The organism is Verrucosispora sp. WMMA2121 (assembly GCF_027460185.1).
Taxonomy (GTDB): Bacteria; Actinomycetota; Actinomycetes; order Mycobacteriales; family Micromonosporaceae; genus Micromonospora; species Micromonospora palythoicola.
Window position 1 is genome coordinate 1,599,791 of the sequence record NZ_JAPZBH010000004.1, and the last position, 15,351, is coordinate 1,615,141.

Annotated in this window: 16 protein-coding genes; 5 read left to right on the top strand and 11 right to left on the bottom strand. The window is 72.7% G+C overall.

Translation table 11 applies throughout. The annotated features are described in order from the left end of the window. Positions 1–18: 18 nt before the first annotated feature. The 3 genes from O7605_RS08120 to O7605_RS08130 form a co-directional block, all read right to left on the bottom strand. Entirely contained in the window at positions 19–1,146 is a 1,128-nt protein-coding gene (locus O7605_RS08120) for a hypothetical protein (RefSeq protein ID WP_269738588.1), read from the bottom strand. Further along, positions 1,143–2,084 carry a transporter substrate-binding domain-containing protein gene (locus O7605_RS08125; RefSeq protein WP_269738589.1) on the bottom strand — a complete coding sequence of 314 codons (942 nt, stop codon included), beginning with the start codon at positions 2,082–2,084 and terminating at the stop codon, positions 1,143–1,145. Before O7605_RS08125 ends, O7605_RS08120 begins: the two co-directional genes overlap by 4 nt. Positions 2,085–2,177: 93 nt before the next feature. Then, positions 2,178–2,792, bottom strand: coding sequence for a hypothetical protein (locus O7605_RS08130; protein WP_269738590.1), 615 nt, complete (start codon positions 2,790–2,792; stop codon positions 2,178–2,180). Between the two features lie 79 nt (positions 2,793–2,871). Between O7605_RS08130 and O7605_RS08135 the strand changes: the two genes are divergently transcribed. Then, on the top strand, positions 2,872–3,225 hold the full coding sequence (locus O7605_RS08135; RefSeq protein WP_269738591.1) for a winged helix-turn-helix transcriptional regulator: 354 nt from the start codon (positions 2,872–2,874) through the stop codon (positions 3,223–3,225). A gap of 163 nt (positions 3,226–3,388) precedes the next feature. Beyond that, a complete protein-coding gene (locus tag O7605_RS08140; RefSeq protein WP_269738592.1) occupies positions 3,389–3,724 on the top strand; it encodes a hypothetical protein in 336 nt (111 codons plus the stop codon). A 23-nt stretch (positions 3,725–3,747) separates the two neighbouring features. Here the strand turns inward: O7605_RS08140 and O7605_RS08145 are convergent, their stop codons facing one another. From O7605_RS08145 to O7605_RS08175, 7 genes are all read right to left on the bottom strand, one after another. Beyond that, complete coding sequence (locus tag O7605_RS08145; protein ID WP_269738593.1) at positions 3,748–5,223, bottom strand: serine/threonine-protein kinase; 1,476 nt, start codon at positions 5,221–5,223, stop codon at positions 3,748–3,750. A gap of 31 nt (positions 5,224–5,254) precedes the next feature. Beyond that, positions 5,255–5,797 carry a hypothetical protein gene (locus O7605_RS08150; protein ID WP_269738594.1) on the bottom strand — a complete coding sequence of 181 codons (543 nt, stop codon included), beginning with the start codon at positions 5,795–5,797 and terminating at the stop codon, positions 5,255–5,257. 231 nt (positions 5,798–6,028) lie between these two features. After that, a complete protein-coding gene (locus O7605_RS08155) occupies positions 6,029–9,616 on the bottom strand; it encodes an adenylate/guanylate cyclase domain-containing protein (protein WP_269738595.1) in 3,588 nt (1,195 codons plus the stop codon). Continuing rightward, a complete protein-coding gene (locus O7605_RS08160) occupies positions 9,613–10,440 on the bottom strand; it encodes an MBL fold metallo-hydrolase (RefSeq protein WP_269738596.1) in 828 nt (275 codons plus the stop codon). The genes O7605_RS08155 and O7605_RS08160 overlap by 4 nt, the downstream gene beginning before the upstream one ends. A 112-nt stretch (positions 10,441–10,552) precedes the next feature. Further along, positions 10,553–11,023, bottom strand: a complete 471-nt coding sequence (locus O7605_RS08165) for a RidA family protein (RefSeq protein WP_443083888.1) — start codon at positions 11,021–11,023, stop codon at positions 10,553–10,555. Beyond that, a complete protein-coding gene (locus O7605_RS08170; RefSeq protein ID WP_013736319.1) occupies positions 11,020–11,175 on the bottom strand; it encodes a DUF4177 domain-containing protein in 156 nt (51 codons plus the stop codon). The genes O7605_RS08165 and O7605_RS08170 overlap by 4 nt, the downstream gene beginning before the upstream one ends. 44 nt (positions 11,176–11,219) lie before the next feature. Continuing rightward, the gene (locus O7605_RS08175; protein WP_269738598.1) at positions 11,220–11,714 is read right to left on the bottom strand and encodes a hypothetical protein; all 495 of its coding nucleotides are present in this window, start codon (positions 11,712–11,714) and stop codon (positions 11,220–11,222) included. A 326-nt stretch (positions 11,715–12,040) separates the two neighbouring features. On the opposite strand from O7605_RS08175, the gene O7605_RS08180 reads away from it, so the two are divergent. The 3 genes from O7605_RS08180 to O7605_RS08190 are packed head-to-tail and all read left to right on the top strand — an operon-like array spanning position 12,041 to position 14,845. Then, the gene (locus tag O7605_RS08180; protein ID WP_269738599.1) at positions 12,041–12,637 is read left to right on the top strand and encodes an Rv0361 family membrane protein; all 597 of its coding nucleotides are present in this window, start codon (positions 12,041–12,043) and stop codon (positions 12,635–12,637) included. 26 nt (positions 12,638–12,663) lie between these two features. Next, positions 12,664–13,641 (top strand): ArsA-related P-loop ATPase, encoded by a 978-nt coding sequence (locus tag O7605_RS08185; protein WP_269738600.1) that lies wholly within the window; start codon positions 12,664–12,666, stop codon positions 13,639–13,641. A 52-nt stretch (positions 13,642–13,693) separates the two neighbouring features. Further along, on the top strand, positions 13,694–14,845 hold the full coding sequence (locus O7605_RS08190) for an ArsA family ATPase (protein WP_269738601.1): 1,152 nt from the start codon (positions 13,694–13,696) through the stop codon (positions 14,843–14,845). A 47-nt stretch (positions 14,846–14,892) separates the two neighbouring features. On the opposite strand, the gene O7605_RS08195 is transcribed toward O7605_RS08190, so the two are convergent. Beyond that, positions 14,893–15,213 (bottom strand): WhiB family transcriptional regulator, encoded by a 321-nt coding sequence (locus O7605_RS08195; RefSeq protein WP_269738602.1) that lies wholly within the window; start codon positions 15,211–15,213, stop codon positions 14,893–14,895. Between the last annotated feature and the right edge of the window lie 138 nt (positions 15,214–15,351).

Here is a 15,351-nt window from a genome sequence, read left to right on the forward strand (position 1 = left end):
CGCGTTGCCGCCGCCGGCTCAGCGGCAGGCGGCGTCCACCCGGTGGACCGGGCGTACCCGCCGGCCCAGCCCCTCCAGCAGCGAGTCCTCGACGTGGAAGTCGTGGATGCGCAGCCGGTACCGGGGCAGTTCCTCCTCCGAGGGGCAGAGCACCTGCCCGCGTACCTGGTCGACCGGCACGTACCGCACCCCGCCGCGTTCCTGCAGGATCACCATGTTGACGTCGTCGGTGGTGACCACGTGTCCACGGATCTCCTCGGTGGCGTCGACAGAGGTCGCGCCCGCTTCGCCGACCGTGGTCACCGTCAGCGGCAGCACCGGGGTACTGATCACCGGCAGCGCCGCCCAGACCAGCACCACCAGCACGGCGAGCTGGGTCACCGGGGCGAGCGGCCGGATGACCACGCTGGGCAGCGGTCCGGCGACGAAGAGGGCCAGCAGCGGTGGTCCGACGAGGAGCACGATCGGCAGCGGTTCGCCCTGCCGCCAGGCGTCGCGCAGCGTTGGCACGAGCAGCCAGAGGTAGCCGGCGTACGCCGCCACGACGATCAGGGTACGGACGGCGGGGCGCTCGTGCAGGCGTTCCGGCCGGAGTTGGAAGGCCGCCGCGAAGGTGGGCAGCAGCAGCGGAAGGTACAGCAGCGGCCAGGTCACCAGCGCCATCAGGAAGCTCGCCGCGACGAACCAGCTCGGCGTGATCTGCGTCCACCGGGCGAACAGCGGCGGGCGGGTCAGCGGATGACCGCTGGCGGCGAGCACCCCGCCGAGCGCGAACACCGCGACCAGCACGGTGGAGAGCAGGCGGGCCGCCGTGGTGAGGAAGCCGGCGAGCAGGTTGACCGGGCCCACGTTGGCCACCAGCAGCAAGGTGGTCTGCAACTCTCCGCCGGCCTCGATGCCGAGCCGCAGCACCGAGAAGATCGCCGGTACGCCGACCACCGCCGTCCAGAACGACTGGCTGGCGCGGGCCCGCCGCTCCACCTGATCCCAGCCGCCGGCCGCCTCCGTCCGCAGCGCGCCGGGGTCGGGTTCGGTCCGCCCCGCCGGGATCGGCAACCCCGGTGGCGGCGCGGCCGTCCGCAGCACGGGCGGCGGTGGACCGTCGGTGCCCGGCTCGTCGGCGGTGGTGGCGGGTGCCGCACTCATCGTTGCGGTGCCTTGTCGTCGAAGTCCACGAGCCTCGGTACGTCGAGTGGTTGCGGCTGCCGCTTCTCGTCCCGCAGCCACGGCCCCAACGTGCGGTTGTACGCGGTCAGCCACGGACTGGCCTCTCCGCTGCGTCCCTGCTGGTAGCTCTTGTCGAGAAAGTAGGCGACCAGGTCACGCAGCGCCGGGTCGCCGATCGGCACGCCGACGCCGAGTAGTTCGCTGGTGCCGAACGGCATGTCGACGATCTCGAACTCGGTCGGGTACCGGGCCAGGAAGCCGGCGAGGATCGTCTCGTCGGAGCTGACCGCGTCGTACTTGCCGGCCCGGATGCCCTTGACGCAGTCCCAGACGTCCTTCACCACAAGCGTGCGGACCTGATTTTTCTCCAATTCCGCCTCGGTGGTGGAGCCGCCGCTGGTGCAGATCCGGTACGTCGGGTTCCGCAGGTCCTCGATGGTGCGGATGGTGTCCTTGTGCCGGGTCGGCACCAGCACCTCCTGGGTGGTCACGAAGTACGGCCCGGCGAAGCTGACGAGCTTCTTGCGTTCCTCCGTGATCGAGAAGCTGGAGACCACCAGGTCCACCACCCCGCCCTGCAGGGCCGGGATCCGGTCCTCCGTGGACACCGCCACGAACTCCAGTCGGTGCTCTCCCTCGTAGCCGAGGGAAGCGGCGATGTACCGGGCGATCTCGACGTCGAAACCGACGTGGTCGCCGTCCCGGATCTCACCCATCAGCGGCTCGTCGTCGGCCACCCCGATCCGTAGGACCGGCTGGCCCCAGATGTGCGACTCGCGGAGCTTCTCCTGCACGGACGGCAGATCCGGCTCCTTCCGACTGTCGCAGCCGGCCGCCGCACCGAGCAGCAGGGTCAGCGCGACCGCCGCCGTGGTGGCCACCGAGCGCCACCGGGAGCTGGAGAGGCTTACACCCATTGGCAACCTCGCTACGGTTCGGTGTCTCGTGTGGCACTGAAAGTAGCCGTCCGTGTCGAGGCACCACCATCCGGCGGTCGGTGCGGCGTACGCTCAGCGCCCGGAGAGCCTGATCAGCGACAGCAGGTGGGCGACCAGGGTGATGGGGACACCGAAGGCGGGGACGAGGCTCATCGGCAGGGTGGACATGAGTCCGGTGTCGAGATCGGCGCGCAGCAGACCGGCCGGACTGGCCGAGTAGAGGACGCCGAGGGTGACGGCGAGAATGAGGTCGGCGATGCCCAGGGCCGTCCAGGCGACGAAGACCCGGTTGGCGCGGTCGACCACGAAGGCCGCCACCAGTGGTGCGGTCAGCCCGATGGCCACGTCGCCGAGACCGGCCGGCAGGGCGAAGCCAGCCGGCAGCGCGTCGACGGCGGCGAGCGCCAGGAACGCCAGTCCCGCGACCCGCCAGGTCTGCAACAGGGTGAGGAACCGTAGCTCGAGGCTGCGGGCCCAGGCGCGAAACCGTGACGAGCACACGGCGAGGACGAGCACGGTCAGCGGCGGGACCCCGGCGGCGAGGGCCAGAGCCACCGGCGGGTCGCCCGGTGGGGTGCGGAAGGCACCCAGGGCGCTCGCCGCGAGCGCGACGCAGAACCAGCCCACGGCGACGATCGCGGGTGGACCCGACAACCAGGAAGACCGGGTACGCGCGGGTACGATCACGGACCCCTCCAAGTCACTTGTGTTTTGCAAGTGACCCTAGGGAGGTAACTTGTAAATCGCAAGCGACTCGGAGGTGCGAATGTCATCGACCCGGAACCCGGCGTCCCGCTCGGACTGCGCGATCGCCGGCACGCTGGACCTCGTCGGCGACCGATGGTCCCTGCTCATCGTGCGTGACCTGCTGTTCCGTGGCGAGCTCAGATTCGCCGACCTGGCGGCCTCGGCCGAGGCGGTGCCGACCAACACGCTCGCGGACCGACTACGTCGGCTGGAGGAGTGCGGAATCGTCGTACGCCACCTCTACAGCGAGCGTCCCCGGCGGTACGAGTACCACCTGGCCGAACGCGGCCGGGACCTCGCGCCGGTGCTGGACAGCATCGCCACCTGGGGCATCACCCATCTGCCCGGCACGCGACGGCTCGGTGCCGGCTGACCGAGCCGGTGGTGTGTGTCCGCCCGCGCGGAAAGGCGCATTTCCGACTTGCCCGGCACTGTCGCAACCCGCCGCCCATCCGGCAAGCTGTTGTTTGTCAGCTGTTCCGCGTGGTGAAGCTGGCTGCTGTTGACAGATCGGCAATCTCCGACATTCTGGACGGGTGAGACGGTTCCCAGGATCCGACGCACGGACCGTGGCGGTGGTCGCGGCCCTGGCGGCGTTCTGGCTGCTCGCGATGCTGGTGGTCGGGCGTCGGCAGGATCTGGTCGGGGTGGCGGGCGCGCTGCTCTGTGTGCTGCTCGCCACCGTCGCGGGGGTGGCCGTCACCGCTGCCCGCCAGCGTGACGCCGATGCTCGACTCGAGCGCGGGCAGCCGTCCGTGGGACCGGGGATCGAGCCGCCCGGCATCGATGCCGACACACTGGAGACGCTGGGCGATCGGGAGGCGGTCCGCGCGATGCGGGACCGGCATCGACGCGACCGGCGGGCACGCTGACCCTGCCCGGTTTCAGGGACCGGTCAGCCGCTGGTGAGCGTGGGCGAAGCCAGCCCGTTCAGGCCCCGCCCGGCCAGGCACCGGTAGGTGAGATCAGTGTCCGCGTCCGCTGGCGGCAGCACCTCAAGATTCCAACCAGCCGCCTGGCGCAGCCCACTGACCAGGCGGAACGTGTTCTCGTTGCAGACCTGCCGCACTCGGGGGTCGGCGACGATCTCGTCGTGGCCGGCGTCGACCAACGCGGCCGGCAACCGCCCCTGGGCGTAGCTCTCCCAGGTGTGCCGGGCGTCGCAGGGCATCCGGCTGGCCTCAGCCCGCTGGCCACGCACCTGCACCGGCCCGAAACACTCCAACTCCGTCGCGCACTGGGCACCGGCGGGAAGCGCCTCGGGGTGGGTGGCGCAACCTGGGCGGAGCATCCCGGTTGCCGCCGGACGGGCCGGGATGCTGGGCTGCGGCGACGGCCCGCCACCGGCCGCCCAGGCGCCGACGCCGGCCGAGGCGGCGAGAGCGACCACCCCCGCAGCCCCCAGGAACCAGCGTCGGCGTCGGCTGCGCTCGGTGGGTCCGCCCCCGGCCGGCGGGGCGGGGCGGCCGGGGGCGGATTCACCGGCGGCAGCACCGCCGATCGGCGCCACCCGGGGGACCGCCCCGCCGTCCGCCGTGCCTGAGCCGTCCAATGTGAGGTTGGTGAGCATGTCGCGCAGCTCCGCCGCGGACGGCCGGTCCGCGGGATCGTTGGCCATGCCGGCCCGCAGCACGTCGATCAGGGCCTTCGGGACGCCGGGCAGGCCGGGGATCGGCTGGTGGAACATCTCCAGCACGGTGACCAGGCTCGGGTTGCGCTCGCTCTGCCAGCGCGGCGGCCGACCGTGCATGACCGCGTAGAGGGTGGCGCAGAGCGCGTACACGTCGACGGCCGGCGACGGTGGGCTGTGGCTGAACATCTCCGGCGGCGCGTACGCCGGCGTGAGCACCTCCAGCGCCACGGAGGCGTCCCGCATCTCGGCGACCACGGCGAGGCCGAAGTCGGCAAGCACCGCCGGGTTGAAATGCGAGTGGAGGATGTTCGCCGGCTTGACGTCGCGGTGCAGCACGCCGGCGGCGTGCGAGTGGGCGATGGCATCCGCGATCTTGATGCCGAGATCGCGGGCCTCGACGGCGTCCAGCGGCGAGTTGCGCATCCGCTCGGCGTACGAACCGTCGCAGAGTTCCATGATCAGGTATGGGTGCTGGTCGATGGTGACCCCGACGTCGAACAGGTCGACCACGTGCGGGTGGGACGACATCCGACCGGCCGCTCGCGCCTCGCGCAGAAAGCGGGCCTGGTCCCGGTCGCTGGCCAGCGTCCGGTTCTCCACCTTCACGGCGACCTCGCGACCCACCGAGATCTGCGTCGCCCGGTAGACGGTGGCGTAGCCACCTCGGGCAAACACCTGCAAATCAGTCAGACCAGGCACGATGGGCGTCGGCAGGGCGCCGGGCGGGGTGTCGGTCACAACTTCGAAAATACCGAACTCTGCCGGCCGCTCACTGAACCGCATCGGTGGCCGGCCCCACAGCCGATGTTCCGGCACCGCGCCGGTCGCCGTCGCGCTCCGCTTCGTCGGGAGTCGATCCGCTCCCGCCCGTCGGGCCGATGATCCGCCGGACACCGGTCGTGCCCGTTGCGGTGGACCGGCGTGCGTCCCACCAGAGGCCGCCGGCAGTCGCCAACGCACCCAGGCCCTCCCAGGCCGCCACCCCGAAGAACCGCCCCGGCGCGATGTCAGCCAGCACCGCGAGGGTGAAGACCGTGAACGTGACCAGCCGGAACACCACCGTGAAGCGGTAGAAGGCACGCCACTCGGTGGCCGTGGCGAGCAGGTAGTAGACCCCCATGTTGAACGACGCCATCGAGGAGGCGGTCACGAAGACACCCGTGTAGTCGCCCGGTGCGCGGCTCGGTGGAATCTCGAAGCCGAGCATCCGCAGCAGCGCCTCCGGCCAGAGCAGGCCGACCGCCCCCATCACCAGCGCCAGCACGCCGAACACCGCGATCGTCCATCCGGCGACCGAACGCGGCAGCCTCATCTTCGCCCCCCCCTCGACGACCCGACCGACGACATCGACAGTCGCGTGCACCCGCCACGCTAGCCGTCGGCCCCGGCCGGCCACATCCCCGGAACCGGCAGATCCGCACCGGCCACCGATCGACCGGACGAATCGGACCGGGCCCGACCCGGTTCCTCGACACCGCGCCCACAGTGCGGACACAACGGGCCGGGCCGCCGGCGGTGCCCGTCGACATCGCGGCCGAGCCGGTCAGCCGGGCGTACGCAGCCGGTTCAGCAGCGCCTCCGCGGCGGCCCGCTCACTGCGCTGCTCGGTGGCGTACGCCAGCCGGAGCGCGTCCTCGGCGCTGGCCTTGGCCTCCGCCGGCCGCCCGCACGCGGCAAGTGCCTCGGCCAGTACGCTCGCCGCGATCACCTGGCTGCGGACGTCCTCGGCCTGCACCCGCACCGCCCGACGAGCCCAGTCCAACGCCTGCTCGCGCTGGCCGTGGGCGAGCAGGGCCGAGGCGTAACGCGCCATCGACTGCCGGCGGGAGAAGAGCAGGGACGGAGTGGTGGCCGCCATCGTCGCGACCGGGGCGAGCAGGCCGACCGCGGTGGCGGAGTCGCCGGCAGCCAACCGGGCGGTGGCCAGCAGCACCCGGGGCGCGACCTGTGCCGGTGCCTGCGGATTGTGCGGTTCCACTGTGGTGAGCACCGCGCGGGCGTCCCGCTCGGCGGCGGCCACGTCACCCATCTCCAGCAAGACGAAGCCACGCAGCGTGCCGGCCATCCCGGTCAGCAGCGGATGCGCCGTCCGATGGCCGTACGCGAGCGCGTCGGTGAGCAGGTCCGCGGCATGCTCCGGCTCGCCCAGCCCGCGGGCGACCACCCCCCGGACGACGAGCGCGAAGCCCTGACCCCAGTCGTCCGACGCGGCGGCGAAGTCCCGGTACGCCCGCCGGGCCTCCCGGTCGGCGTCGACCAGCTCCCCCAGCTCGGCGTTGGCGTACGCGTCGACCGCCCGCAGGGTGCCCACCGCCCACGCCTCGCCGACCCGTTCACCGAACGGCAGGAAGACCCGGGCCAGCCGGCGCGCCTCCCGCAGCCGACCGGCGAGCAGCCGGGCGAAGGCGGTGGTGCCACGCAGCCACGCCCGTCCGTACGGGTCCTTCAACTCCGCGAAGAGCCGGGCGGCCCGGCCGAGCACCGCATCCGTGCCGGCGAAGTCGCCACGGGTGGTGGTCACCCAGGCCAGGTTCTGCAACGACCACGCCTGTCCCCGACGGTCACCCGCGGCCAGACTCACCTGGTACGCCGCCGCCAGTCGGCTGCTGGCCTGGCCCAGCCGGCCCACCAGGAAGTCGGTCATGCCCAGCCGGCGCATCGCCGAGGCGCGCAGGGTGGGCAGGCCGGCGTCGCCGGCCACCTGAAGCGCCTCCCGCCAACAGGACTCGGCCCGCCGTAGGTCGCCCATCACCTGCTGGGCCTGCCCGGCGAGGAGCAGGGCGCTGGCCCGCGTCGCCGGATCTCCCGCGTTCGCGGCGATCTTCTCGGCGGAGGCCAGGGCGTCGGCCGCCCGACCGACCTGCAGCAGCGCCCGGGCGTGCGCCACCCGGTCGACCGCGGGTATTCCGTCGCGAGCCAGCTCGGCGGCGCGTTCGGCGTACTCGACGGCCAGTGCCGGCTCCCCCGCGTGCAACGCCCGCCGGGTGGCCCGGCCCAGCGCCGCCACGCCGAGCGGCGCGACCGCCCGGGCCGGGGCGTCCGGACGTAGCGTGACCGCGTCGGCGAGCGCGGTGGCCCGCTCGACGTGCTCGGCCACGAAGTCGTCCCGCGCCCCCTCCGGAAAACCGCCAGGTCCGGCCCCGGTGCCGCCCGGGCCGGCGGTGTCGGTCGCCGGAGCCGCCCAGCGCGCGAGCGCGGCGTGCCGTTCGGCCAGCTCCGCCTTGCTGATCCCGGAGTACGCGGCCTCCCGCATCAGTGGGGTGGCGAAGGCGTACCCACTGCGGGTGCGGTGCAGCATCCGCCGTTGCAGCAATTCCTCGACGGCCCGTTCCAACTCGACGGCGGCGACGGCGGCCGGGCGGCCGTCCCGACCGGTGCGCTGCTCCCGCAGCGCCTCCAGCGCACCGTCGGGCACGGCGTCGCCGACCACCGCGGCGTCCCGTAGCACCGAGCGGGCCTCGGCGGGCAGGGCGTCGATCCGGGCGGCGAGCACCGCCGCGAGATCCCGGGAGAGCAGGCGACTACCCAGCGAGCCGGGCGCCAGCCGCCAGGTGTTGCGCGCCCCGGCGGTGAGCGCGCCGCGCTCCATCAGCAGGGTGACCAGTTCCGCCAGGTAGAAGGGATTTCCCTGGGCGGTGGCGAGCAGCCGGTCGGCGTCGGCCTGCGGCAACCGTCCGCCACCGAGGTAACTGGTCAGCAGCCGGGCCGCGTCGGCACCGCGCAGCGGCGGCAGGGGCTGCACCTCGGCATCGGAGACCCGGGCCAGCGTACCGGCGGTACGGACCAGTTCGGGTCGGCCGAGCAGCAGCACCAGCACCGGCCCGGCGAGCCGGGACAACGTGATCTCCAACGCGCCGATGGTCTCCGCGGTGGCGTCGTGCAGGTCGTCCACGATCACCACCAGCGGCGCCTCCTCGGCGAGCGCGCTGAGCAGGTCCGCCACCGCGTTGGGCACCGCGTCGACGTCGGCCGGCGGCTGAGCGCTGCTCCACTCACCCTGGTCGGTGGGTCCACCGGCGGGCAGTTCCGCGTATCCGAGCAGGGCCAGCAGTTGGTCGGTGGCGATCGGGGCCGGCTCGGTCCGGGTACGGCTGAGCCGTTGTCCGAGCCGACGCAGCCGTTCCTCCACGGCCGCCCGGGTGACCGCGGTCGCGGCGTCGTTGGGCAACCCGGTCGCGGCGCGTACCAGGTCGGCGAGGGGTGCCAGCCTTCGACGCTCGCCGAACGCCGCACAGCGCACCGAGAGGACCCGGGCGCCGGTGTGCGCGGCGTACCGGCCGGCGCCGACGTCGTAGCCGGCGGCGAGGCGCTCCACCTCGGCGGCGAACCGGGACTTGCCGATGCCCGCCTCGGCCGTCATCAGCAACACCCGGGGCTCGGTACGGTCGATCACCTCGGCGAGCCGGCCGGCGACCCGGCCGATCTCGGTCTCCCGGCCCACGAACGGCGCCTCGTCGCCGAGACCGGAGCGGGTACCGGGCGCGTCCAGCAGGCCGAGCAGCTCGTACGCCTCGACCGGCTCGCGCTTGCCCTTGAGCCGCAGCGGCCGCAGCGCCCGCCAACTCGCGACGTGCCGGGTCGCCGCGGCGGTACGGCCACCGGCGTAGACCGCGCCTACGGCGGCGGCGTCGGCCAGCCGGGCGGCGGTGTTCACCGTGTCGCCGATGACGGTGTACTCGATGGCGGCCTGGATGCCGGCGATCACGTCGCCCGTGTTGAGTCCGACCCGCAGTCCCAGCGGCGCCCCGCCGCCCCGCTCGTCGTCGAGCACCCGGCGCACCGCCCGCTGCATGGACAGGGCGGCCCGGACGGCCCGCTCGGCGTCGTCCTCGTGCGCCACCGGAGCGCCGAAAACCGCCATGATCCCGTCACCGGTCAGCTTGTCGACGTGCCCGCCGAAGGTCTTGACCGCCCCGGCCAGCGCGGCCAGCACCCGGTCGGTGACCGCGCCGACGCGTTCCGGGTCGAGATCCTCCGACCAGGAGGTGAAATCGGACAGGTCGCCGAAGAGCACGGTCACCACGCGGCGCTCGGCGGCCGGCAGGGTGGCGGCGGCCGGCAGCGCGGCGCCGCAGTTGTGGCAGAACCGGGCGCCGGGCACGGCGACGGTTCCGCACACCGGGCAGGTCACGCTGGATCCAACCTCGCGTCGCCGCCGTCGGATTCCCGGCCGAGGTATTCGAGTTGGGCGCGTACCGACCATTCCGCCGCCCACCACAGCGACCGGTCCACGTCGGCGTAGACCATGGCGACCACCTCGGCCGCGGTCCGCGCGCCGGTGTCCAGCGCCGCCCGGACCTGGTCGAGGCGGGCACGGCGGTGGGCGAGGTAGAAGTCGGCGGCGGCACCGCAGTCGGCCAGCGCCGGCCCGTGCCCGGGCAACGCCGGCATCCCCCGGTACGTCGAGAGCAGCTCCAGACTGGTCAGGTAGTCGCCGAGGTGCCCGTCGGGGTGCGCCACGACGGTGGTGCCTCGGCCGAGGATCGTGTCACCGGTGAGGATCAGCCGCTGGCCGTCCCGCTCGGCCAGGAAGCAGACCGAGTCGGCGGTGTGCCCGGGGGTGGCGAGCAGTCGGATGTCCAGGCCGAAGCCGGCCAGGGCCTGTCCCGGGCCGGTCAGCGGCGCACCGCCGATGGTGTGCGCCGGATCGGCGGCCAGGACGTCGGCTCCGTCGAGCAGGGCGTGCAGGCGCGCCGATCCTTCGGTGTGGTCCGGATGGCCATGGGTGATCAACACCAGCCCGACCGGCCCCTGCGCGACGATCGCCGCAAGGTGCGCCTCGTCCGCCGGCCCCGGGTCGACCACCACGGCCGGTTCGCCGGGCCGGGCCCGCAGCACCCAGGTGTTGGTGCCGTCGAGCGTCATCGGCCCCGGATTCGGTGCCCGCAGCAGTGTCACCCAGTCCGGCAGTTCGCTGGCGAGGGCGGTCACCGCCCCCGTCACATGCCCTCCCATGGCTGCGATCGTACGACTCCGCGGGCACACCTCCGCGATCTTGCAGTTCCGGTCCCCGATTCGTCCTCGTTAGGGGTCTTCGTCCGGACGGAAACTGCAAGATCGCGGAGGGTCAGGAGACCTCGACGATGACCTCGACCTCCACCGGGGCGTCCAGGGGGAGTTCCGCGACGCCGACGGCCGACCTAGCGTGCCGGCCCGCCTCACCGAAGACGGTGCCGAACAGGTCGGAGGCGCCGTTGATGACACCGGGCTGAGCGGTGAAGCCGGAGGCGCTGGCGACGAAGCCGGTCAGCTTCACGACCTTCACCACGTTCTCCAGACCGACGAGCGAGTCGATCGCGGCGAGCGCGTTGAGGGCGCAGCGCTGGGCCAACTGCTTGGCCTGCTCGGCGGAGACGCCGGCACCCACCTTGCCGGTGGCCAGGAGCTTGCCCTCGACCATCGGCAGTTGCCCGGAGACGTACACGTGCTGCCCGGACTGCACCGCCGGCAGGTAGCTCGCCACCGGCGGCACCACCTCCGGCAGCTCCAGTCCGAGCTCCGCCAGCCTGGCGTGGGGTCCGTTGGCCACGACACTCATGCCTTCGGGCGCTTCAGGTAGGCGACCAGTTGCTCCGGGTTCGGCCCGGGGACGACGGAGACGAGTTCCCAGCCGTCCTCACCCCAGTTGTCGAGGATCTGCTTGGTCGCGTGGACCAGCAACGGAACGGTGGCGTATTCCCACTTCTGCATCGGTGGAGGGCTCCCTCGGTGGCACGGACACTTCGGGACACAGCCTACGGTCCACCGGCCGGTCGGGGCGCGGGACGCTGCTCGGCGTCGGGCCACTGCTCGGGGGCGGTCCGTTGCTCGGGCGCTGTCGGCAGTTCGCCGCAGGGTCCGGCATGGTCGTACGGCTGGGGGCAGCGGGTGCGATCCGGCAGCAACAGGTCGCAGAAGACCCGGTGCCGGTTGTTCTGGTCGTCGGCGGTCGACACCTCGGTCTCCCCGGCGTCGAGTTCGAGCAGGAAGTTCAGCGACGTGGCCAACCGGCCGGCCAAGGCGGTGGCGGCGGCCAGGTCGGTCACCCGGATGGGCAGATGGATGACGTAACCGGGACCGTCCTCCTCCCGACCGCCGGCCGGCTCGGCACTGGCGACCGGGTCGACGGGGCGGCGGTACGACCGCTCGTTGACCGGCAGCCGGCCGGAGAGGTCTCCGCCAGCGGTCCGGCTGCCCCGGCGCGGCCCGGCGGGGAACTGGGCTCGGGGGGTGTTGTCCGTGTCGCGCATGCACTGCCTCCGGGCGTCGTACCTGGTCACGGTGCCGCTCACCGGTCCGGAACTAATTCGCCCGGCCCGGACCGGGGCGTGCCGGAGCGACCGTAGGACTGCCACCCCGGTCCCATCAACAGGACGCGCGCGCCCGGTCGCCTTCGGTCACATTTGCGACACCCGACCAGCGGAAAGTTGATCGCGATCCGGGTACCGGACACACCGGGCTCCCCGCAGCGGCACCGCGGACCGCTACCCTTCCCGTCTGGACGGGCGCCCGGCCCGGCCACCCGATCCCACGCACACCGCCGGTACGCGGTGCTGCGCCGCACCCGGGGGGACCGATGACCCAGCCACCCGCCGGCGGCCCGACCGGCCCCACCGACCTCCCGCCGGCCGGTTCACCGGCCGAGTCCCCGCCGCCGGCCACCGGCCACGATGCGCCGCCCGGGCCGCCGGAGGGCGGGTACCGGCCGCAGCACGCGCCGGCCGGACCGCCACGCAAGCGGGGCCCACTGCTGGCCTCGCTCACCCTGGTGGTGGTGCTGCTGCTCTGCGCCGGCGGCGGCGTGGCCGCCTTCCTCACCCTGCGCAACACCGAGTCCGGCGAGGGGGCACCGGATCCGTCGGTCGCCGTCGACGATTTCCTGACCGCCGTCTATCAGGACCGGGATTCCGCCAAGGCGGCGGATCTGGTCTGCACCGCCGCGCGCGACCGGGACAAGATCCGGGCGAAGGTGGCCGAGGTCGAGCAGTACGTGGCGACCTACCAGAACCCGCAGTTCCGCTGGGACACCCCGACGGTGGACAACGAGACCGGCGACCGGGCAACCGTCACCACCACGGTGACCGTGACCACCGCCGACGAGAAGATCGCCGACCAGGACCTGCGCTTCACGGTGCTCCGTAAGACCGGCTGGTGGGTCTGCGAGGTCGCCTGAGCACGCCGGATGGATAGGCTCGACGGGTGGGAGCAGCGCAGCGACCGAACGACCGGGCCGGCATCGACTGGCCCGCCCGCCTGCACGTGGTGACCGGCAAGGGCGGCACGGGCAAGACCAGCGTGGCCGCCGCGCTCGCCCTGGGGTTGGCCACCGGTGGTCGGCGCACCCTGCTGGTGGAGGTGGAGGGGCGGCAGGGCATCGCCCAGCTCTTCGGCACCGAACCGCTGCCGTACGCCGAACGGCACCTGGCCGACGCCACCGGCGGTGGCGAGGTGTCGGCGCTCGCGGTCGACGCCGAGGAGGCGCTGCTCGAATATCTCGACATGTTCTACAAGCTCGGCGCGGCCGGCCGGGCGCTGCGCAAGTTCGGGGCGATCGACTTCGCCACCACCATCGCGCCGGGTCTGCGCGACGTGCTGCTCACCGGCAAGGTCAAGGAGGCCACCACCCGCACCGTCGACAAACGGCGGGTGTACGACGCGGTGGTGCTGGACGCGCCACCCACCGGCCGGATCGGGCGTTTCCTGAACGTCACCGCCGAAACCGCCCGGCTGGCCAAGGTGGGACCGATCAAGACGCAGAGCGAGGGAGTGTCCGCGCTGCTGCGCTCACCGATGACCGCCGTGCACGTGGTGACCCTGCTCGAGGAGATGCCGGTACAGGAGACGGTCGACGCGATCGCCGAACTGACCTCGCTCGGTTTCCCCGTAGGGCGGGTGATCGTCAACGGGACCCGGGCACCGCTGCCGACCGCGCAGGTGGTCACCGAGGCGGAATTGGCACAGGGCCTGCGCGCGGCGGGACTGCCGGCCGGCGAGCGGATCGTCACCGGCCTGCACGACGAGGCGCGGGACCTCATGATCCGCCGGGAACTGGAGGATTCGCTGCGCACCGACCTGGTGGAGTTGGGCCCGCCCCTGGTCGAGTTGCCGCTGCTGCCCGACGGGGTGGACCGGGCCGGCCTGGAGGTGCTCGCCGCCGCGCTCGTGCCCGGTGATTGACTCACACCTCCCTCGGCCTGGCGCGCGGAGCCGGTCAGCCCGATACGCTCGATTGGTGTCTTCCGACAACGCCGCGCCGCCGCTGGACGTCGACCGGATCCTGGCTGACCCGGGAGTCCGGATCGTGGTGTGCTGCGGCGCGGGCGGGGTGGGCAAGACGACCACGGCCGCCGCGCTGGCGCTGCGCGCCGCCGAGCTGCACGGCCGCCGCACGGTGGTGCTCACCATCGACCCAGCGCGACGCCTGGCCCAGTCCCTCGGCCTGACCGAGCTGGACAACACCCCGCGGCAGGTCAAGGGGATCGACGTCGAGGACAGCGGCGGCGAACTGCACGCCATGATGCTGGACATGAAGCGCACCTTCGACGACGTGGTGCTGGCGCACACCGATCCGGCGAAGGCGGCGGAGATCTTCGCCAACCCGTTCTACCAGGCCATGAGCTCCACCTTCGCCGGCACCCAGGAATACATGGCGATGGAGAAGCTCGGCCAGCTGCACGCCCGGGGCGAGTGGGACCTGATCGTGGTGGACACTCCCCCGTCGCGCTCGGCGCTGGACTTCCTCGACGCACCGGCCCGGCTGTCGCGGTTCCTCGACGGACGGATGCTACGGCTGCTGCTCGCGCCGGCCCGAACCGGTGGTCGCAGCATGTTCAGCCTGGTCACCGCCTCCTTCGGGATGTTCTCCCGAGTGGTGCAGAAGGTGATCGGCACCCAGCTGCTGACCGACCTGTCCGGCTTCGTCGCCGCGCTCGACTCGATGTTCGGTGGGTTCCGGCAGCGCGCCGAACAGACGTACCGCATCCTGCAGGCGCGGGAGACGGCCTTCCTGCTGGTCGCGGCGCCGGAGCCGGACGCGGTCCGGGAGGCCGCCTACTTCGCCGGTCGGTTGCGCGCGGAGCGGATGCCGCTCGCCGGCCTGGTGCTCAACCGGGTGCACCAGCCGACGGTGGCCGAGCTGGGCGCGGCGGAGAGCCGCGCCGCCGCCGACCGGCTGGCCACGGCCGGTGGGCACGAGGGCACCGTCGAGGTGTTGCGGGCCCATGCCGTCCTGGTCGAACAGGCGGTGCGTGAGCAGCAGGTGGCGGCGCGGTTCACCGACGAGTTCCCGGAGGTGCCGACCGTGTCGGTGACGGCGCAGCCCGCCGACGTGCACGACGTCGACGGGCTACGGACGATCGCGGCGGCGATCGGCCACCACTGACCCGCTGTCGGTCCGGCGGGAAGCCACGAGCCGACGGTGCCGGTCGGTCAGTTGCCGGCCGCGGCCAGGATCTTGTCCTTGCCGGTCTTGTCCTTGGCGTTCTTCTTCATCGCCGCCTCGAACATCTTGCGCCAGCTGGTGACCTGGGGATGGCGACGCAACAGCGCGCGGCGTTCCCGTTCGGTCATGCCGCCCCACACGCCGAACTCGATCCGGTTGTCCAGCGCGTCGGCCAGGCACTCGTACCGGACTGGGCAGCTCCGGCAGATCCGCTTGGCCACGTTCTGTTCGGCGCCCTGTACGAACAACGCGTCCGGGTCCCCGTTCTGACACGCCGCCAACGACGGCCAGTCAGTGATCATGCCCATCTGTACACGTCCCCCCTTGCTGTACTACCGACGCCGTCGCGGGCCAGCCGGCAATCCCCCCGGGTCGTCCGGCACGCCTTACCCCAAGGCGGCACAGACGACATGTGGCACTGTCGCCGCCTACATCATGCTCTGTAG